Origin of the sequence: Flavobacterium sp. WC2430, from assembly GCF_040822075.1 — a bacterium.
Classification (GTDB): domain Bacteria; phylum Bacteroidota; class Bacteroidia; order Flavobacteriales; family Flavobacteriaceae; genus Flavobacterium.
Map to the genome: position 1 here is coordinate 2,052,730 of NZ_CP162007.1, position 19,790 is coordinate 2,072,519.

The following is a 19,790-nucleotide window of genomic DNA, read 5'->3' on the forward strand; positions in this document are numbered from 1 at the left end:
AGGATTTATATTGAATCTAGCAGCGTAGCGGTCTTTCGTCTTTTATCTAAAAAAAATATGAAAAAAATATTAGTTGCCAATAGAGGGGAAATTGCCATAAGAGTAATGAAAACCGCCCGTAAAATGGGAATTAAAACAGTTGCGGTATATTCAACTGTAGATAGAAATGCACCACATGTGAAATTTGCTGATGAAGCGGTTTGTATTGGAGGAGCTCCTTCTAGTGAATCCTATTTGTTAGGAAGTAAAATCATCGAAGTGGCCAAATCTTTAAACGTGGATGCTATTCATCCAGGGTATGGATTCTTGAGTGAAAATGCTGATTTTGCTGAAGAGGCCGAAAAAAACAATATCATCTTTATTGGTCCCAAGTCGAAAGCAATTCATATCATGGGAAGTAAGCTAGCAGCCAAAGAGGCTGTTAAAAAATACAATATTCCAATGGTTCCTGGTTATGATAAAGCCATTACCGATGTGGAAAAAGCCAAAGTTGTAGCTAAAGAAATAGGTTTTCCAATTCTAATAAAGGCGTCAGCAGGTGGTGGAGGTAAAGGAATGCGTGTAGTAGAAAACGAAGCCGAATTTGAATCTCAAATGGATCGTGCAATTAGCGAAGCGATTTCTGCTTTTGGGGATGGTGCTGTTTTTATAGAAAAATATGTGGGTTCACCAAGACATATTGAAATCCAAATAATGGCTGACAGTCATGGAAATATTTTGTATTTATTCGAAAGGGAATGTAGTATACAAAGACGTCATCAAAAAGTTATCGAAGAAGCACCTTCCTCTGTTTTAACACCAGAATTGCGAAAAGAGATGGGTGAAGCTGCCGTTTTAGTAGCTAAATCTTGTGATTATCTTGGAGCAGGAACGGTAGAGTTTTTATTGGACGAAAATAATAATTTTTACTTCTTAGAGATGAACACCCGCTTGCAAGTGGAGCACCCCGTTACTGAATTAATCACCGGAACTGATTTAGTCGAACTACAAATTAGAGTCGCTAGAGGAGAAGAATTATCAATTAAACAAGAAGACCTGAAAATAAAAGGACATGCGATGGAATTGCGTGTCTATGCCGAAGATCCTATGAATGATTTTCTACCTAGTGTAGGTCATTTGGATGTTTACCAATTACCTGTTGGCAAAGGAATTCGTGTAGATAATGGTTTTGAGCAAGGAATGGATATTCCTATCTATTATGATCCAATGCTAGCAAAGTTGATTACCTATGGAGAAACACGTGAGGAAGCTATTCAAATTATGCTGGAAGCAATAGATGGTTATCAAGTGGAAGGAGTAGAAACAACATTGCCTTTTGGGAAATTTGTCTTTGATCATGAGGCGTTTCGTTCTGGAAATTTTGACACCCATTTTGTGAAAAAATATTACAACGCGGATTTGTTGAAAAACCAATTGGCTCAGGAAGCTGAAATTGCTGCTATGGTAGCATTAAAACACTATTTTGAAGATCAAAAAATCGTAAGATTACCAAATTGATTTTTAAAGAGTTACAAATAAAATTTGCGAATTAGCGGTAAAAAAAACAGTATGCAAGACAAAATAAATATATTAAACGATAAAATTGCTCAAGCTCATTTGGGCGGAGGCACAAAGAGGATAGCAAAACAACATTCGAATAAAAAATTAACGGCAAGAGAGCGTGTTAATTATTTAATGGACGAAGGTTCATTTGAAGAAATTGGAATGTTGGTAACGCACCGAACTACCGATTTTGGAATGGAAAAGGAAATGTATTACGGGGATGGTGTCATCACCGGGTACGGAACCATAAATGGACGATTGGTTTACATTTTTGCACAAGATTTCACCGTTTTTGGAGGTTCGTTATCCGAAACACATGCCGAGAAAATTTGTAAAGTTATGGACATGGCAGTCAAAATGGGTGCGCCTATGATTGGACTGAATGATTCTGGTGGAGCTCGTATTCAAGAAGGAGTGCGCTCTTTGGGTGGTTATGCCGATATTTTTTATAGAAATGTGCAAGCTTCGGGTGTTATTCCACAAATTTCGGCTATCATGGGACCCTGCGCTGGTGGAGCAGTATATTCACCAGCAATGACGGATTTTACGATGATGGTCGAAGACACCAGTTATATGTTTGTAACAGGTCCTAATGTAGTTAAAACGGTAACTAATGAAACGGTAACTTCGGAAGAATTAGGAGGTGCGAGTTCGCATTCAACTAAATCGGGTGTGGCGCACATCACATCTACAAATGATGTCGAATGCCTAGAAGATTTGAAACGTTTGTTGAGTTATTTGCCACAAAGTAATAAAGAAAAAGCACATAATTTACCTTATGAATTGAATGATGAGGTTCGAGCTAAATTAGCAACAATTATTCCTGATAATCCCAATAAACCGTACGATATGCACGAGGTGATTGGTGGAATAATCGACGAAGATTCATTTTATGAAATTCATAAAAATTATGCCGAAAATATCTTGGTGGGTTTTGCTCGACTAGGAGGAAAAAGCATTGGAATTATAGCCAATCAACCGATGGTTTTAGCAGGTTGTCTGGATGTGAATAGTTCAAGAAAAGCGGCTCGATTTACCCGTTTTTGCGATGCATTTAATATTCCGTTATTAGTTTTGGTAGATGTACCAGGATTTTTACCAGGAACAGATCAAGAGTGGAATGGAATTATAGTTCATGGAGCCAAATTATTATATGCTTTAAGTGAAGCGACGGTGCCTAGAGTTACTGTGATTACGCGTAAAGCCTATGGTGGAGCTTATGATGTGATGAATTCCAAACACATTGGTGCCGACATGAATTTTGCTTGGCCTACTGCCGAAATTGCGGTTATGGGGGCAAAAGGGGCTTCTGAAATTATCTTCAAGAAAGAAATTCACGATGCCAAAGACCATGAAGCTAAATTGTTGGAAAAAGAAGCGGAGTATGCTGATTTGTTTGCCAATCCATATACAGCAGCACAACGTGGTTTTGTAGATGAGGTAATCCTACCGCAAGATACTAGACGAAAATTGATAAAAGCGTTTAGTATGCTCGAAAATAAAGTAAGCGTAACTCCCGATAGAAAACACGGGAATATTCCTTTGTAAAAGAATGATAAGAATAGAAAAAACCATTCGCCACGGCGAATGGTTTTTTGTTTAATGTAAACTAACCACTTTTGTAATAGTCCATACATTACTATCATTTTTCCAGAAGATTATGAATTTACTGGCGTGAGATGGCGTTCCTTCTTTCTCTGTATTATTATGGAATTTATGGAGACCCATTTCTATTGCTCCAAAATCTTTAATAGGATAGACCTCAATACTCCCTTTTACTAATTCTCGCGTAACTTTACCGCATATGTTTTTTTTAGTACCGTCAATTAAGTCTTGTTTAACGGTACTTAATCCCCCTTTGTCATGGTAAAACTCAATATTGTCCGCGTATATTGCTGCCTGCTTATCTAGATCACAGGTATTGTACGCTTGGAAAAATGTACTATCCATGGCAACTATGGTATTGTAGAGTTCTAGATTGTCTGGAATGTATTGGTATGCTGGTTCTTTAGTAGTGTACTTTTGAGCAGAACATACAGCTGTTGTAATTGCAAATAAGAAAATTAAAAAATAGGGTAGGCTATAGTTTTTCATAATTTATTTTAAATATTTGTAAGTGAATAAATAAGGCTTTTTAAATACAACTTAAAAAGGTTTTGGAAATTTTTTTCTAAAATCAAAAACGATTTCCGAAGCTCCATTTTCCTGCAAATAATCTAATTTTTCTTTTGCATTATATAGCGTTGGGAATTCCCCTTTTTTGATCCACCACATTGCAGTATATACTTTGCCAAAAGTTTGAAACCATTCTTTTCTTCTTTTCAAAAACTCGGTATGGAAAGTTTTATAAACGAAATTTTCCAATGATTCCACGTTTTCCCAAACAGAAACATTTACAATAATTTGTTCGTCATTATACGGATTTAAAGCAGTCGCATTATTCGTATCGTCTTTTAATCTCCAAACAAATCCAGTACTGCTTTCAGCTAATTCATTAACGGAATCTAAATTATCGACAAATTCTTTCATTATCGGGTCATTAATAGCTACACCTTTCATTTTTGCGATATTAATTTCTGCAATTTGGTATTCACCCATAGAATTATTTTTTCGTTATTTAAGTGTTTTCGTTAAGCAAGCAATTAAAGAGTGACTAAATTATTATTAATTTTTCAAATTATTACTATTGAAGTGATTGATAAGAATAATTTTTGTTTAAAAACTAAAAATACACAAATCAAGATTTTTGAGATACTTTATTTATAAATTGGTTAGTGAATTTGTTTACTTCATCCCAATTAGTATATTCATAATCTTGTGATGTATCGGTTGCTCCACCTTGTTTTTTAGAAATCATTTTCATGATGAGGCGTTTAAAATAATCGTATTCGGTGTATTTTAAAGCACCTGCAATTTGAGTTGTCAGCATAGGTTTCCATCCAGTTTGTTGAAGAAAATCATTTGTTATTTTTTGCACTTCCTGATTTTCTTCCTCAAGACCTGATGCTACAGCAAGTGAGACAGAGAAAAACGCGCTAGGTATTTGATTTAATTCTGCAAGATACTTTTTGATATAATGCTTTACTGCCGATTGGTATTTGTGCATATGTATAGAAGAACCTATTAAGATAGCATCATAGCCTTCGGGTGAAGGAGGATTGACAGTGGTATCAGCAATTGTAACTTGGTGTCCGTTATTTTGTAATAGAACTTCCATGTAGTGTGCAATCCTACGAGTTTGCCCCTCTGTAGTACCATAAATAATAAGTAGTTTCATAATCTTTAGATTTGAATTAAAGATGAATTAAAATATTGATTTACAGATAATAAACTATTTGGTCTATTAAATTTACAAATTTAATTTGAAACAAATTTTCGTTTATAAAAAAGAGTTCTTTGTGTAGAATCTACATAATGGTATTTTTTCATTACTATTTGACATTTTAGTATCTTTAATAAATAGACAAAATAGATAAGTTTGTGACATATGTTTTTATTTAACCCATAAATTATGATTTTGAAAAAATATAGATTTTTAATTTTATTCTTATCAGTTTCTGTTTTTTCTATGGCGCAAGATGCCAAGGTGAAATCTAGTTTTTATCACTATTCGGGGAGAGTCGAATTACAAGACAATAATAAAGTAATTTTGATTAGTGCAGCTTCATCTGTTTCCTTTGATTTTGTTGGAAAGACGTGTAAAATATTTTTACAAAATGTGATAGATCAACATAGTTTTATTGCCTTGGAATTGGATGGGAATTATATAGGCCGAATTCGAATCGAAAAAGGGATAGCGCAGACATTTCCTGTAAAAGTTACTACCAATAAAAAAACACACCATCTTGCCATTTATAAAGCAACCGAAGCTTCAACAGGTGGGGTTATGTTCATAGGAACTACTGCAAAATTGATAAAAAGTACCACGCCAAACCGAAAGAAAATTGAATATATAGGTGATTCTATTACCTCTGGATTTGGAAACGACACGGCCGAAATTCCTTGTGGGACGGGAGGTTGGTTTGATCAGCATAATGGATATTGGGCCTATGGAGCTATAGTTGCTCGTAGTTTAGATGTAGATTATGTATTGAGTTCTGTTTCTGGGTATGGGATGTATCGCAACTGGAATGACGATCATAAAGAGGAGCCTAATATTCCTGATGTATATGAAAATTTGAATTTGGATACCAATACTTCAAAGCCTTATGATTTTGCTTTCCAGCCTGATTTAGTGAGTATTTGTTTGGGAACAAATGACCTCTCAGATGGTGATGGTAAAAAAGAAAGGTTACCATTTAGTGAAGATAAATACGTTTCAAATTATATCGCTTTTATCAAAACGGTATATCAACATACACCTAATACTAGAATTGTATTGTTGAACAGCCCTATGGTTTCTGGAGATAGAAATGTAGTATTAGTACGTTGTTTGAAAAAAGTAATTCAAGCTTTTGAAAATGATACAGAACATAAAACCATTGCTTTATTTGAATTTCAATCGATGCAACCAAACGGTTGTGGTTCACATCCTGATATTGCCGATGACAAAATCATGGCAAGCCAATTGACTCCATTTTTAAAAAAAATACTAGATGAAAAATAATTTAATTGCTTTTATACTTTTTCTAACGCTTTCTTCTTCTGCTTTTGCAAATGTGACGCTACCCAATTTGTTTTCGGATAATATGGTGTTGCAGCGCAATACCGAAGTTGCCATTTGGGGTTGGGCGAATCCACAGGAAGAAGTAGTTATCAGTCCGAGTTGGAATAATGAGGTGTATAAAATTAAAGCTTCAAATCAAGCAAAATGGGAAGTTAAAATACCTACTCCAAAAGAAGGTGGACCTTATACTATTTCCATAAAAGGATACAACGAAATTGTATTGAAGAATATTTTGATAGGCGAAGTTTGGATTTGCTCTGGACAATCCAATATGGAGATGTCAGCAGCTTGGGGAATTGAGAATGGTGATGAAGCAGTAAAAAAGGCAATGAATCCCAATATTCGATTTTTTTCGATACCTAAATTGACAGCTGCTACACCACAAAATAATGTGTCTGGTAATTGGACGGAATGTGCGCCAGAGACCATGAAAAATTTTAGCGCTACAGGTTATTTCTTTGCCAAACGCTTACAAGAAGATTTAAAAAATGTGCCAATAGGTTTGATTTCGTCTAACTGGGGAGGTACGCCAGCGGAGATTTGGATGCCGGAAGAAGTCATTCAAAAAGATGCCGTTTTACTTGAAAGTGCCAAAACAAGAAAAGAAGAAACCTATGGGCCAAACCAACCGGGACGCGCTTTTAATGCCATGATTTATCCTTTGGCTGGATTTAAAATTGCAGGTGTGATTTGGTATCAAGGAGAATCAAATGTCGGTTCATCGGTTTATGATAAAACCTTTTCGGCTTTGATTACTTCTTGGAGAAAGTTATGGAATTACGAGTTTCCTTTTTATTACGTGCAAATCGCACCTTATCAATATGGAGAAGATCATTTTGGTGGTGTTGAAATTAGAAATGCGCAGCGCAAAGTGTTGCAAGAAGTTCCGAATGTAGGGATGGCAATGACTAGTGATATTTCACCAATAGATGATATTCACCCAAAAGACAAGAAATCTGTAGGAAAGCGATTAGCCAATTTGGCTTTGGTAAATACTTATAAAACCAATTCAGATTTAGTTAATGGGCCACTTTATAAAGACATTAAAATAGAAAAGAATAAAGTTATTGTAGCTTTTGATTATGCTGATGGATTGCATTTTTCTGCCAAAAAATCAAATCAATTTGAAATTGCAGGTGCGGATAATGTGTTTTATACTGCAGAGGCTAGCATAAAAAACAATACGGTTATTTTAAAATCAAATAAAGTACCGCATCCTTTAAAAGTTCGTTTTACATGGACAAATACTGCACAATCGAACTTATTTAATAAAGCTAATTTACCTGCTTCGTCATTTTTGAGTGAATAATATAAGTGATTATTGACAAAAAAATGCAGCTTAATTACGCAGATGCTGCGTGAGGGATAGTAGGCGATATCCTCGTAGCGTAGTGGAGAGATAAAGCCGAATAGCCCGACCCGAAGTTTTTACGAAGGGTCACGCCCAAAAATAAAAAACCAACCTAATTTATGAACACTAAAAAATTAATTACAACGGGGATTTTTACCCTGATTACCATTGGAACTATGAATGCACAAAAAAAATCTTATTTAGATAAAACAAAACCTACTGAGGAACGTATTAATTTGTTAATGAAACAAATGACACTGGAGGAAAAAGTAGGGCAAATGAATCAATACAACGGTTTTTGGGAAGTGACTGGACCAGCGCCAAAAGAAGGAAATGCTGAACTAAAATACAAGCATTTGCGCGCTGGGTTAGTTGGATCTATGTTATCCGTTCGTGGAGTGAAGGAAGTAAAAGCAGTGCAAAAAATTGCTGTGGAAGAAACGCGTTTAGGGATTCCGTTAATCATAGGCTTTGATGTAATTCACGGGTATAAAACCTTGAGTCCAATTCCACTTGCTGAAGCAGCGAGTTGGGATATGGAAGCGATAAAAAAATCGGCTCAAGTTGCTGCAGCCGAAGCATCGGCAGTGGGAATCAACTGGACTTTTGGACCTAATGTAGACGTTTCTCATGATGCGCGTTGGGGTCGTGTTATGGAAGGAGCAGGGGAAGATGCCTATTTAGGAAGTAAAATAGCGATTGCTAGAGTTACCGGTTTTCAAGGTGATACTAGAGCTGATTTGTTAAAAGTAAACACAATTGCGGCTTGTGCCAAACATTTTGCGGCTTATGGTTTTGCCGAAGCAGGGAAGGAATACAATACAGTAGATATTAGTAATTCAAGATTGTATAATGAAGTTTTACCTCCGTTTCATGCGGCTACAGAAGCGGGTGTTCGTACGTTTATGAACTCGTTTAACATTTTGAACGGTATTCCTGCTACAGGAAATAGTTTCTTGCAGAGAGATATTTTGAAAGGAAAATGGAATTTTGACGGATTTGTGGTTTCAGACTGGGCTTCAGTTAAGGAAATGATAATTCATGGTTATGCAAAAGATGGTGCAGATGCAACACAAAAAGCAGTGACAGCAGGTTCAGATATGGATATGGAATCGTATATGTATGTGGCTGAATTGGCAAAATTAGTTCAAGAAGGAAAAGTTCAAGAAGCGTTAGTTGATGATGCGGTACGCCGAATTTTAAGAGTGAAATTTGAATTGGGATTATTTGATGATCCTTATAAGTACTGCGACGAGAAACGGGAAAAAGCAACTATTGGAAATAAAGCCAATAATGAAGGAGTTTTGGACATGGCCAAAAAATCAATTGTGTTGTTGAAGAATGAGTCTAATTTGCTTCCGCTAAAAAAATCAGGACAAAAAATTGCTTTGATTGGTGCATTGGCAAATGATAAAAATAGCCCTTTAGGAAGTTGGAGAATCGCATCTGATGATAACACAGCGGTTTCTGTTCTAGAAGGAATGCAACAATACAAAGGAAACGAATTGACTTTTGAAAAAGGTACTGACTTGACTATTGGAAAAACAGCATTTGTTGAAGAGTTGGTTTTCAATACAACTGATAAAAGTGGGTTTGAGGCTGCCAAAAAAGTAGCTACAACTGCCGATGTTGTAGTAATGGTATTGGGAGAACACGGTTTTCAATCTGGTGAAGGACGTAGTAGAACGAACCTTAATTTACCAGGTTTACAACAAGAATTATTAGAAGAAATATATAAAGTAAATCCCAATATTGTTTTGGTTTTAAACAACGGTAGACCTTTAGCTTTACCTTGGGCAGCAGAACATATTCCATCCATTGTAGAAGCTTGGCACTTAGGGACACAAACCGGTAATGCTGTAGCTCAAGTTTTGTACGGAGATTATAACCCAAGTGGTAAATTACCAATGTCATTCCCAAGAAATGTAGGTCAGGTACCAATTTATTATAACAATTACAGTACAGGAAGACCTACTAATGGAGAAGGAAATGTTTTTTGGTCTCATTATACTGATGTAGAGAAAACGCCACAATTTCCTTTTGGTTTTGGATTAAGTTATTCGACTTTTGAGTACAAAAAATTAAAATTAGATAAAACAGCTATTGCTTTAGGAGAAGCGGTAAAAGTTTCTGTAGATATTACTAATACAGGGAATTATGATGGTAAAGAGGTTGTGCAATTGTACATTCATGATGATGTTGCTAGTTTAGCGAGACCAGTAAAAGAACTGAAAGGATTTGAATTAGTAGACTTGAAAAAAGGAGAAACTAAAACGGTAACCTTAACTTTAACTGATAAAGAATTGGGTTTCTTTGATAACGACGGTAATTATTTGGTGGAACCAGGAACTTTTAAAATAATGGTAGGAGGAAGCTCAGACAAAGGTTTGGAAAGTGCTTTTGAGATAAAATAAAATTTTAAAATACTGTTAATAAACCCGACATCTTAAAAAACAGGTCGGGTTCATTTGTATTATAAACATAAGAATGCGAATTTTACGAATTATAAAATTGAAAATCAAATCTTTAAATTAATACAATGGAATACAATAGATGTGGAAAAAGTGGTTTATTACTGCCACAAATTTCTTTAGGATTATGGCATAATTTTGGTTCAGTAGATGTTTTTGAAAACGGAGAAAATATTGTCAAAGAAGCGTTTGATAAAGGGATTACTCATTTTGATTTAGCTAACAATTATGGGCCAGTTCCAGGTTCGGCTGAAAGTAATTTCGGAAAAATTCTAAAGAATAATTTTCAAGGAAATTTGCGTGATGAAATCGTAATTTCTACAAAAGCGGGTTATAAGATGTGGGAAGGTCCTTATGGAGATTGGGGTTCTAGAAAATATTTGTTGTCTAGTTTAGACCAAAGTTTGAAGCGAATGAATTTAGACTATGTAGATATCTTTTATTCACATCGTTTTGATCCAAATACACCACTTGAAGAGACTATGATGGCATTAGATTATGCAGTACGAAGCGGTAAAGCTTTGTATGCAGGAATTTCTAATTATCCAGCGGAGCAAACGAAACAAGCAGCTGAAATTTTGAAACAATTAGGTACACCTTGTTTAATTCACCAAGAAAAATATTCGATGTTTGTGCGCACCTGTGAGGAAGGGTTACTGGATGTTTTAGAAGATAAAGGAGTAGGCTGTATTGCTTTCTCACCTTTAGCACAAGGACTGCTTACCGATAAATATTTAAGAGGTATTCCTGAGAATTCACGTGCTTTTAATCCTAACGGACATTTACAATTAGAAGAAGTATCTGACAAGAAGGTCGTTAAAATAGTTGCTTTGAATGAAATTGCAAAAAATAGAAATCAATCTTTGGCACAAATGGCTTTAGCTTGGTTGTTAAAAGACAATAGAATCACTTCTGTTTTGATTGGCGCCAGTTCTGTGGGACAATTAAATAATAATATTGATAGTTTACAAAATTTGGATTTTTCTACGGATGAATTAGAAAAGATCGAACGTATTTTGGCATAATAAAAAATGGAGCAAATTTTAAAATTTGCTCCATTTTTTACTTTTAGACATATTTTATTTAGGCGAAATAATGGCTGATAATCCGCCACCATTTGCAATGTGCAACGTCATTTTTGTTGTAGAATCTACAGTGATTTTTTCTCTTTTGTAGTCAACCGCAGCTTTGTCGGCATTTAATCCATCTGTAAATAAATCAGCTTCATAAGTTTTTCCTTTTTCAAGGAAAGAAAAGTCAATTGTAATATCTCTAGAATCCCAATTGGTTATAGCTCCTAAATACCATGTACTTCCTTTTTTTCTAGCCATAACAACATATTTACCAACTGATCCATCCAATGCTACTGTTTCGTCAAAAGTAGTTGGTATTTTTGCAATGAAATCAGTCGATTCTTGTTCCTTCATATAGGCTGTTGGGCTATCTGCCATCATTTGTAACGGTGCTTCAAAAATCGTGTATAAAGCCAGTTGATGACATCTAGTACCTTGACTCATAGGTAGTGAATGGTTAGGCGTAAATCCTGCTTTAGTAGCATTTCTCATCGCACCTGGAGTATAATCCATTGGTCCTGCTATCATTCGAATAAAAGGGATGGAGCAATCATAAGTAGGAACATCATCATTGGGTGTCCATTTGTTGTTTTCAAGTCCTTTTACTCCTTCAAAGTTCAAAATATTAGGGTAAGTTCTTTGAATCCCTGTAGGTTTGTACATACCGTGAAAATCTAACAATAGTTTGTTTTCAGCTGCTTTTTGAGCAATATCATAAACGGAATGAACCATTTTGGCATCATCTCTGTCTAAGAAATCTACTTTGAACCCCTTAACTCCCATGGCTGCATAATTCTTGAAAACTGCCTCAGTATTTTTGGTCAAAGCCATCCAGGAACTCCATAGCAAGATGCCTATATTTTTATCTTTACCATAAGCAATCAAAGCTTTCAAATCTACATTAGGATTGTGTTCCATGATGTCTGTTTCTAGACTCCATCCTTCGTCTAAAACTACATATTCTACTTTGTTTTGAGAAGCAAAATCAATGTAATATTTATACGTTTCCGTATTGATTCCTGCTTGAAAGTTAATGTTGTAAATGTTCCAATCATTCCACCAATCCCATGCTACTTTTCCAGGTTTGATCCAACTTATATCTTTTATTTTTGACGGTTCAGATAATTTTTGAACCATATCACTATTCGCTAATTCGGCATCATTGTTAGAAATAACGACAATTCTCCAAGGGAAATTTCGAGTCCCTTTGGTTTTTACTAAATAATCCGCTCTTTGAGAAATTAGCCTGTTGATATTGTTAAACCCACCATTCATTTCTTGTAATGGATAGTTTGGGAATCGTGCTTTAAAACCAGATTTTTCTGAGTTATTGGTAACAAACATTCCCGGATAATCTTCAAGATTTGCTTCTAGAAAAACCGCTTTTTTATTGTTTCTTAATTCTACTAAAAAAGGTAAGAAAGCCAATGTGTCTTTGGTAAATTCACTTATTTTTTTATTTTCATAATGGGCTTCAAAAGAAGAAATAAAAGGGTCTTTAGGATTTCTTAAATCTCTTACATAAGGCATTAAAGTATTGTAATCGTTATCAAAATTTAAAACTACTTCTTCTGATTGTACCGTAATTTCTTTTTTCTTTTTGGTTACAAATCGGTAGGCAACTCCATCATCAAAAGCACGAAATTCAATACTGAATTCATTTTTGAAGTTTAAAGTAAGTTGGTTGTAACTATTTTCTACCGATTTCTTTTTGTAAAATGGACTATCAAATTGTCCTCTTACTTTTTCAGTTTTTGCATTTAAAAGAACTGGATTTTTGCCAAGTACGTTAGCGTCATTTAATGTCAATGACATTTCGGATGGTGCTAAAACAACCTCTTTTTCATTTTTAATTGTCCAAGTTATTTTTTTATTTAAAGCAATGTTGATTTCAATTTTTCCATTTGGAGATTGTAATACTTGATCCTGTTTTTTCTGCGAAAAAGAAACATTAAAAAAGAGAAGTACAAATAAATAATAGATTGTTTTTTTCATAACTAAGATTTAAAAATAAAAACTTATTTCAATTTCAAATTAGACATTTTGATTATTTCTAACGTCAGTTTATCTGATGAAAAAACGGAGTTTAAGCCTTGTGGTTCCTGTGGTGGGTCAGCTGTAAAAGTATCACCAGTATTCCATTTTCCAGAGGTATTAATTGCTTGTCCTTCACCACCAAAACCCCAGAAATTTACTCCTTGAAGCGTTTCGTTATTAGTATGACTTTTTACTAATCTTTCAAAAAATGCTTTGTAAAATGCATTTCTATTTACCACGGATGCACTAGGAGAAAGACTTTCTTCTGCTCTTGGTAGACCAAATTCTTCAATAACAATTGGTCTTCCTGATTTTTTAGCAACTTCAATATGTTCGTTAATGTATGCTGTCGCTTTTTCAATCGCAATGGGTAGTGTATTTTCAGCGTCTTCGGCTTTAAACCATCCCCAGTTTTTAGGCCAAATGTGCATTGTCAAATAATCTATTTTAGGATTTTTGTGTGTACGCACATAAGTAGCCAAATCATCATTAGATCCTGCTTTTCCTTCTGAACCTGTTGATATCAAATGATTTTTATCTAAACTATCAATTAAATCAACTGTTTTGTTGAGCCAAAGTGTAAATTTTTCTTCGTTATCAACACTCAAAACTCGTGGTTCATTTCCTACTTGCCAAGCCATAATTGCTGGATCCTGGGTATATTTTTGCTTATTGTAGGCATTTGTTCTACCTAAAATAAATTTAATATGATTTTCAAAAGCATCCATACAAGGTTCACAACTGTGGTATTGCTTTACAAAATCCATAAACTGTGGCCAAGTATTGGGTTTGATGTTAGGATTTGGAATCTTCCCATACCCATTCCACTCTAAATATTGCGAAATTCCCCCAGACCATTCCCAGTTGTTATTCAGGTACAAAACCGCATACATATTGCGTTTTCCCATTTCGGCAATCAAGAAATCCAGGCCGTCAAGCAAGTCTACATTGTATTTTCCTTGTTCGTACTGTAGGGCAGGAGTCACGGTATAATCGTAGGTTCCACCATCGGCACCTACTAATATTCTTAAATTGTCAATGCCATTTTTCTTCATTAAATCCAATTCTCGAAGTAGTCGTTTGCGATCTCCTACTTTTTTAGACCCTAACAAACTTCCATACCAGTAATTGGCACCCACATACGAATACGGTTTTTCACCTTTGTAAAATTGAGTTCCTTTTACCGTTATTGGTGCTTGTTTTTGTGCAGAGCAGGCAGTGATTGAAATGCATAAAGCAAACAATGCTATTTTCGAAATTAAATTTTTCATGTTTTTTTATTTAGGAGCTCTTTCCACCTATCCGTTTCAATCTTTTATTTTTTAAAGATAAAAATAAAAGGATTTCCACTGCTATCTGGGCTAGTCCGTTATAATTAAATTATTGTATATTCATTTTAGTAATTCGGTCTATGACTTCTATACAGGCACGACCATTGTGATACGGACATTTCCAGAAACCTGCTTTGTCCTTATCAATTAAGGAGTAATCAGCATTTATTCCCCAATGCCATTCTCCATTTTTAATATCAATAATGTATTTTTTTATAAATTCCCAATTCTTTAAAACTACGTCTAAATAGTTTTTATCTCCTGTTAATTCATAGGTATTAAAAAAACCAATCATCAACTCAGCTTGTGGCCACCAGTGTTTTTCGGCAATTAATTCATTACTTTCGGGTTCTAGTTCGTACCATAAGCCACCATCAACATCAATTCCTTCAAGGGTAACATCAGTAAGCTGAATCGCGTGTTTTTTATAACGGGCAATCAAAGCTTCATCTTCTACTATTTCGGCGCACTGTAATAGGAGCCAAGCTGCTTCAATATCGTGTCCGTAAGAAATGACATCTGGTTTTTCTATCCAATTTTCATCAAAAAATAAACGCAAATGACCTGTCTCTTCATTTATAAAATGAGTGTCTATTACCTGTAGTAATTCAATAATGTCTTTGCGAAGTGTTTCATCCTTCCAAACTTTATACAAATTGGCGTAACCTTCTACGATATGCAAATGCGTATTCATGGTTTTTTTCTCATTTGCATCTTTATCACTCAAACGCAAATCGTCGATGTTTTTCCAATCGCGGGTAAAAGCTTCAAGATAGCCTTTGTTGATAGGATCGTAGCTATGCTCTTGAATTTTTTGATACAAATATATAGCAACTTCCAGTGCTTTTTTCTCTTGAGAAATAGCGTAATATTCAGTTAACCCATAAATGGTAAATGCGATAGCATAGATTTGGTTTTTAGTGTCTTTTGGAGTTCCATCATGATGTAGACTCCAAAAAATACCACCAAATTTAGTATCATAGAAATGAGCAACAATATAATCAAAAGCTCTTTTAGCAATTGTTTTGTATTCCTCTTTTTTAGTCTGTTTGTATGCAGCTGAAAACGACCAAAGAATTCTAGCATTCAATACCGAACCTTTTTCTGATTTGGTATGAATTACTTCGTTTGCATCAATCTGGCCTACGAAACCTTCATTTTTGGTATCCAATGAATATTTTGACCAATATCCTAAGATAGAATCAAGTTCGGCAGTAAGTTCAGATTGTAATTGTTTTATTTGTAAAGACACGTTTATATAATTGCTTTATTTTTATTCACTAATTCAATAATAGTTTTCACAGACCCTGCAGAGGTAAAGGTGTCTTCAGGAGTATTAGTTACATAATCTACTAGTTTTTCAACAGATGAAACGGCAACATGCATTTTCGTATCTGATGAGGCGTAATAAATGAAAACAGTTCCATCTTCATCCTCAATCCATCCATTAGAGAACAATACATTAGATACGTCACCCACTCTTTCTGAACCTTCAGGAGCCATAAAATGACCAGCTGGTTTATAGATAACTTTAGAGATGTCATTCAAATCAGTCATAAACATATACAGCGTATAACGTAGTCCTGCAGCTGTATTTCTAACACCATGTGCTAGGTGCAACCATCCTTTTTCTGTTTTTATTGGTGCGGGACCTAAACCATTTTTAAGTTCATACACAGTATGATATTGCTTTCCGTAAATAATGGTTTCTTCTTGAACAATAGGATTTGAAACATCATCAATAAAACCAAGTCCTACACCACCACCGTTACCGATATCAATAAATCCATCTTGAGGACGTGTGTAAACGGCATATTTTCCATTTACAAATTCTGGATGAAATACTACGTTACGTTGCTGTCCTGTATTCGAAATCAAGTCAGGTAATCTTTCCCAAGTTACTAAATCTTTGGTACGTACAATTCCTGCATTTGCAATAGCCGAACTGGTATCGCCTTTAGGAGCATTTGTGTCTTTTCTTTCCGTACAAAAAACACCATAAATCCATCCATCCTCGTGGTTTACTAAACGCATATCGTAAACATTAGTGTCTGGATTTCCTTCAATTTGAGGTAATACACATGGTTTCTCCCAAAATATAAAATTATCTATACCATTAGGACTTTCAGCGATTGCAATAAATGATTTTCTGTCATTACCTTCTACGCGTACTGCAACAATGTATTTTCCGTTCCACTTCATGGCACCAGAATTTAAAGTTGCATTTACTCCAATGCGTTCTAATAATAATGGATTAGTAGCTGGATTTAAATCAAATCTCCATTCAATAGGAGCATGGCTAGCTGTTAGAATTGGATTTTTGTAACGTGTGAAGATACCGTTTCCAACAGTCTTTTTAGGTTCGTTTTTTTGTTGTATTAAAACTTGAAATTCGTTTTCAATCTCAGTTTTTCTTTTTTGGAAATCAGCAGTCATATTTTTTGTATTCATAATTTAGAGTTCTAATTCAGCTATTATTTATTTAAATTTCGTTTGTTATCAAGTTCTTGCTCGATGATTTGTAGTTTTTCTTCATTCAAAGGATAAAAAAGAATAAAGAGTACTGAGATTGCTGCGGCAATAGCAGGAAGAATACTTAGCATGAGTTGGATACCGTTTTGAGTCACAGCCGATTGTTCAATATTAGCTTGAAAACCGTAAAATGCAAGAAGCCATCCAGTTGCTGCTCCACCAATTGTCCAACCAAATTTTTGAGACATAGAAGAAGCAGAGAATACTAACCCTGTGGCTCTACGACCTTGTTTCCATTCAGAGTAATCAGCACTGTCAGCATACATGGACCAGATTAGAGGAAAGATGCAACCCGCACAAATACTTATTAATATTTGGAAAACCATAATTAGTAAAACATCTTCTTTTCCAAAAAAGTAGAAAACAACGCTTAAAATTGCAGCTAATGTCATCGCTCCAAAAAAGGTGTTTTTTTTACCAATTTTGTTCGCTATTGGAGTGGCGACAATTACGCCTATTATATTTGCTGCTTGTCCTAGAACTAAGTATAATGAGGTAGGAGTCATGGCAAATGTTTCTCCAGAGAGGTTGAAACTATAACTAACAGTATGGCTTACATAATATTTAAAATAGTAAACTGCTGCACCGTCGCGGATTGAATTGAATACTAAGGCTCCAATCCCTGCACCTAGAAGAATCCACCATGGTTTGTTTTTCCAAAGGTCATTTAAGTCTTCTTTCAAATTTGTTTTCTCATCTGAAATAGGTTGAACTCGTTCTTTGGTAAGAAAAAAACAGCCCCAAAAAAAGATGGTAGTAACAATTCCAAAAACGATTATGGTATACAACCATCCTGTTTTTGAATTCATGTTTCCTCCAAAATGATTCACCAATGGTTCAATTAGCCAAAGAGCCAATAAACTTCCAGCAAAAGCAAAAACCATACGATAGGAAGAAAGTGTAGTACGTTCTTTTCTATCCGATGACATTACGCCAAGTAGAGAGGCATAAGGAACATTGATTATTGAATACACCATCATCATTAAAGAATAAGTGACATAGGCGTAGATTATTTTTCCTTTTTCATCAAAATCAGGCGTATAAAAGGTTAAGATTCCAATTATTGCAAAAGGAATTGCAGTCCATAAAAGGTAAGGTCTAAATTTTCCCCAACGTGTTTTCGTACGGTCGGCTATTATCCCTACTAAGGGATCAAAACAAGAATCCCATATTCGGGTAATTAAAAACATAGTTCCTACAACAGCAGGAGCCAATCCGAAAACATCGGTGTAAAAAAACATAAGATACATGCTGAATATTTTCCAAAACATGGAGGAGGCAGCATCTCCTAAGCCGTAACCCACTTTTTCTTTTATACTTATTTTATTGTGCATTTTGTTGATTTTGTATGAATAAGGGTTAATTAATTATTTTTATATAGGTTTTCTTTTGCAGCTTCTTTTTCGAATAAAATGTTATCAAGCTTATAGAACTCTAGAAAATCTTTTGCGCTGAGTTGTCCTTTATAAGGGGCATAGTAATGCATTTTTTGTTCTTTTTCTTGCCATCCGTGGTTTCTCCAAACCAATACATAAGAAATTTTATAATTACCAATAGCTTTTACAAGGGTGTTGGTCCACCATTTATCATATGGAATAGCCTCATAACCCGTTTCAGCAAAGGCCATGATTTTATTTTGCTCCTTTGCTACTTCATCCATGATTTTAAATTGTTTTTGGCAATTTTCAATAAATGAATTGTCTTTGGTAGGATTGCTATATTGGTATTTATCAAAGCTTAAAATATCAGCATAATCAGAACCTGGGTAGTATTCTAGAAACTCTTCTTTGCTATTAAAATCGGCTGTATTGTAGACATAGATTAAATTGTGTGCTCCCTTTTTTTGCAAATAATCAATAGTAAATTTCCACAAGGTTTTAAATTCTGTAGGGCTTCCATTGTTTTTGCACCACCAAAACCAAGTCCCTGTTAATTCATGAAACGGACGATAAAGGATGGGAATCGCTTTTCCATTTTCGTCTTTTAAAGATAAAATGAATTTTACCCCTTCATCTAACCACGATTTAAATTTTTCATGGCTCTCTCCTCCGGGTAATGCGGAAGCCAAGGATTTTGGAGTAGTATCCCAAGCATCTTTGCCAGTCAATGGATTGTCTAAATGCCAGCTGAGCGTCACTAAACCACCTCTCTTATGGGCTTCTTTGATGTAGTGTCTCATTTTGTCAAAAGGAACTCCATCAATATTTTTATCTGATTTTTTTTCTAATCCAGCTAGATCCCATCCATAAACTGCGGGATAGTCACCAGTAAGTTCTTTTACATCACTTCTTCCCGTTTCATATTTCCAGTTTACTCCATAAGCTAAATCGTCCTGATGGCCAAAAAGTATACCTTTTGCTGTAAATTTTGTTAATTTTTGGTATAAAATTAATGTTTCAGATGTCATTTTTTTATCAGAAATAGATAATTTAGTATCAGTTAAAGAAATTTTAGAGGAACAGGAAGTTCCAATGTATGAAAGCGTTAAAAGTGCGACAAATATCTTTTTCATGTTTATGATGGTTGATGGAGGTAATATTAAAATGGCACTCTATATTCCATATTTTTTTTAAAATATGGATGCAGTACTTTTTTAAAGAAACTGTTTTAGGAATGTAATTATCAAAAATATAAAAATAGTAAGTATTAAAAATGATTCGTATTTAATATTGATGTAGTTTTTAAAATATTGATAAATGTATTTTTCAAAGGTAATTGGATGACTTGCTTTTAATTAATATTATTTTATCAATTATATATCATATTATTGCAAATAAAAAAAGTTAA

15 protein-coding genes are annotated in these 19,790 nt (G+C 34.6%); 6 read left to right on the plus strand and 9 right to left on the minus strand.

Going from position 1 to position 19,790, the window contains the following annotated elements; all coding sequences use genetic code 11:
- Positions 1-57: 57 nt before the first annotated feature.
- Both accC and AB3G36_RS09050 read left to right on the plus strand, forming a co-directional pair.
- Entirely contained in the window at positions 58-1,497 is a 1,440-nt protein-coding gene (gene accC, locus AB3G36_RS09045; protein ID WP_367751941.1) for an acetyl-CoA carboxylase biotin carboxylase subunit, read from the plus strand.
- A gap of 51 nt (positions 1,498-1,548) precedes the next feature.
- A complete protein-coding gene (locus tag AB3G36_RS09050; RefSeq protein ID WP_367751943.1) occupies positions 1,549-3,090 on the plus strand; it encodes an acyl-CoA carboxylase subunit beta in 1,542 nt (513 codons plus the stop codon).
- 51 nt (positions 3,091-3,141) lie between these two features.
- Here the strand turns inward: AB3G36_RS09050 and AB3G36_RS09055 are convergent, their stop codons facing one another.
- The 3 genes from AB3G36_RS09055 to hemG form a co-directional block, all read right to left on the minus strand.
- Positions 3,142-3,636 (minus strand): nuclear transport factor 2 family protein, encoded by a 495-nt coding sequence (locus tag AB3G36_RS09055; protein WP_367751945.1) that lies wholly within the window; start codon positions 3,634-3,636, stop codon positions 3,142-3,144.
- 51 nt (positions 3,637-3,687) lie between these two features.
- Positions 3,688-4,140 (minus strand): DUF3291 domain-containing protein, encoded by a 453-nt coding sequence (locus tag AB3G36_RS09060; RefSeq protein WP_367751947.1) that lies wholly within the window; start codon positions 4,138-4,140, stop codon positions 3,688-3,690.
- 139 nt (positions 4,141-4,279) lie between these two features.
- Entirely contained in the window at positions 4,280-4,819 is a 540-nt protein-coding gene (hemG, locus tag AB3G36_RS09065; protein WP_367751949.1) for a menaquinone-dependent protoporphyrinogen IX dehydrogenase, read from the minus strand.
- A gap of 234 nt (positions 4,820-5,053) precedes the next feature.
- On the opposite strand from hemG, the gene AB3G36_RS09070 reads away from it, so the two are divergent.
- From AB3G36_RS09070 to AB3G36_RS09085, 4 genes are all read left to right on the plus strand, one after another.
- Positions 5,054-6,148, plus strand: a complete 1,095-nt coding sequence (locus AB3G36_RS09070; RefSeq protein ID WP_367751950.1) for a GDSL-type esterase/lipase family protein — start codon at positions 5,054-5,056, stop codon at positions 6,146-6,148.
- On the plus strand, positions 6,138-7,517 hold the full coding sequence (locus AB3G36_RS09075) for a sialate O-acetylesterase (protein WP_367751952.1): 1,380 nt from the start codon (positions 6,138-6,140) through the stop codon (positions 7,515-7,517). Before AB3G36_RS09070 ends, AB3G36_RS09075 begins: the two co-directional genes overlap by 11 nt.
- Before the next feature lie 161 nt (positions 7,518-7,678).
- On the plus strand, positions 7,679-9,973 hold the full coding sequence (gene bglX, locus AB3G36_RS09080) for a beta-glucosidase BglX (RefSeq protein WP_367751954.1): 2,295 nt from the start codon (positions 7,679-7,681) through the stop codon (positions 9,971-9,973).
- A gap of 125 nt (positions 9,974-10,098) precedes the next feature.
- Entirely contained in the window at positions 10,099-11,055 is a 957-nt protein-coding gene (locus tag AB3G36_RS09085) for an aldo/keto reductase (RefSeq protein WP_367751956.1), read from the plus strand.
- Positions 11,056-11,109: 54 nt separating this feature from the next.
- Here AB3G36_RS09085 and AB3G36_RS09090 read toward each other — a convergent pair whose 3' ends face one another.
- From AB3G36_RS09090 to AB3G36_RS09115, 6 genes are all read right to left on the minus strand, one after another.
- On the minus strand, positions 11,110-13,098 hold the full coding sequence (locus AB3G36_RS09090) for a glycoside hydrolase family 97 protein (protein ID WP_367751958.1): 1,989 nt from the start codon (positions 13,096-13,098) through the stop codon (positions 11,110-11,112).
- Positions 13,099-13,121: 23 nt separating this feature from the next.
- On the minus strand, positions 13,122-14,411 hold the full coding sequence (locus tag AB3G36_RS09095; protein ID WP_367751960.1) for a cellulase family glycosylhydrolase: 1,290 nt from the start codon (positions 14,409-14,411) through the stop codon (positions 13,122-13,124).
- Positions 14,412-14,520: 109 nt separating this feature from the next.
- The gene (locus AB3G36_RS09100) at positions 14,521-15,723 is read right to left on the minus strand and encodes an AGE family epimerase/isomerase (RefSeq protein WP_367751962.1); all 1,203 of its coding nucleotides are present in this window, start codon (positions 15,721-15,723) and stop codon (positions 14,521-14,523) included.
- Between the two features lie 2 nt (positions 15,724-15,725).
- Entirely contained in the window at positions 15,726-16,922 is a 1,197-nt protein-coding gene (locus tag AB3G36_RS09105; protein WP_367751963.1) for a glycosidase, read from the minus strand.
- A gap of 23 nt (positions 16,923-16,945) precedes the next feature.
- Complete coding sequence (locus tag AB3G36_RS09110; protein ID WP_367751965.1) at positions 16,946-18,337, minus strand: MFS transporter; 1,392 nt, start codon at positions 18,335-18,337, stop codon at positions 16,946-16,948.
- 29 nt (positions 18,338-18,366) lie between these two features.
- Positions 18,367-19,515, minus strand: coding sequence for a glycoside hydrolase family 26 protein (locus AB3G36_RS09115; RefSeq protein WP_367751967.1), 1,149 nt, complete (start codon positions 19,513-19,515; stop codon positions 18,367-18,369).
- Positions 19,516-19,790: the final 275 nt, after the last annotated feature.

What these genes read in the sequence shown, in the direction of transcription:
- AB3G36_RS09055 (WP_367751945.1), bottom strand. Translation starts at nt 3,636, where the DNA reads ATGAAAAACTATAGCCTACCCTATTTTTTAATTTTCTTATTTGCAATT.
- bglX (WP_367751954.1), top strand. Translation starts at nt 7,679, where the DNA reads ATGAACACTAAAAAATTAATTACAACGGGGATTTTTACCCTGATTACC.
- accC (WP_367751941.1), top strand. Translation starts at nt 58, where the DNA reads ATGAAAAAAATATTAGTTGCCAATAGAGGGGAAATTGCCATAAGAGTA.
- AB3G36_RS09115 (WP_367751967.1), bottom strand. Translation starts at nt 19,515, where the DNA reads ATGAAAAAGATATTTGTCGCACTTTTAACGCTTTCATACATTGGAACT.
- AB3G36_RS09110 (WP_367751965.1), bottom strand. Translation starts at nt 18,337, where the DNA reads ATGCACAATAAAATAAGTATAAAAGAAAAAGTGGGTTACGGCTTAGGA.
- hemG (WP_367751949.1), bottom strand. Translation starts at nt 4,819, where the DNA reads ATGAAACTACTTATTATTTATGGTACTACAGAGGGGCAAACTCGTAGG.
- AB3G36_RS09060 (WP_367751947.1), bottom strand. Translation starts at nt 4,140, where the DNA reads ATGGGTGAATACCAAATTGCAGAAATTAATATCGCAAAAATGAAAGGT.
- AB3G36_RS09050 (WP_367751943.1), top strand. Translation starts at nt 1,549, where the DNA reads ATGCAAGACAAAATAAATATATTAAACGATAAAATTGCTCAAGCTCAT.
- AB3G36_RS09090 (WP_367751958.1), bottom strand. Translation starts at nt 13,098, where the DNA reads ATGAAAAAAACAATCTATTATTTATTTGTACTTCTCTTTTTTAATGTT.
- AB3G36_RS09085 (WP_367751956.1), top strand. Translation starts at nt 10,099, where the DNA reads ATGGAATACAATAGATGTGGAAAAAGTGGTTTATTACTGCCACAAATT.
- AB3G36_RS09105 (WP_367751963.1), bottom strand. Translation starts at nt 16,922, where the DNA reads ATGAATACAAAAAATATGACTGCTGATTTCCAAAAAAGAAAAACTGAG.
- AB3G36_RS09070 (WP_367751950.1), top strand. Translation starts at nt 5,054, where the DNA reads ATGATTTTGAAAAAATATAGATTTTTAATTTTATTCTTATCAGTTTCT.
- AB3G36_RS09075 (WP_367751952.1), top strand. Translation starts at nt 6,138, where the DNA reads ATGAAAAATAATTTAATTGCTTTTATACTTTTTCTAACGCTTTCTTCT.
- AB3G36_RS09095 (WP_367751960.1), bottom strand. Translation starts at nt 14,411, where the DNA reads ATGAAAAATTTAATTTCGAAAATAGCATTGTTTGCTTTATGCATTTCA.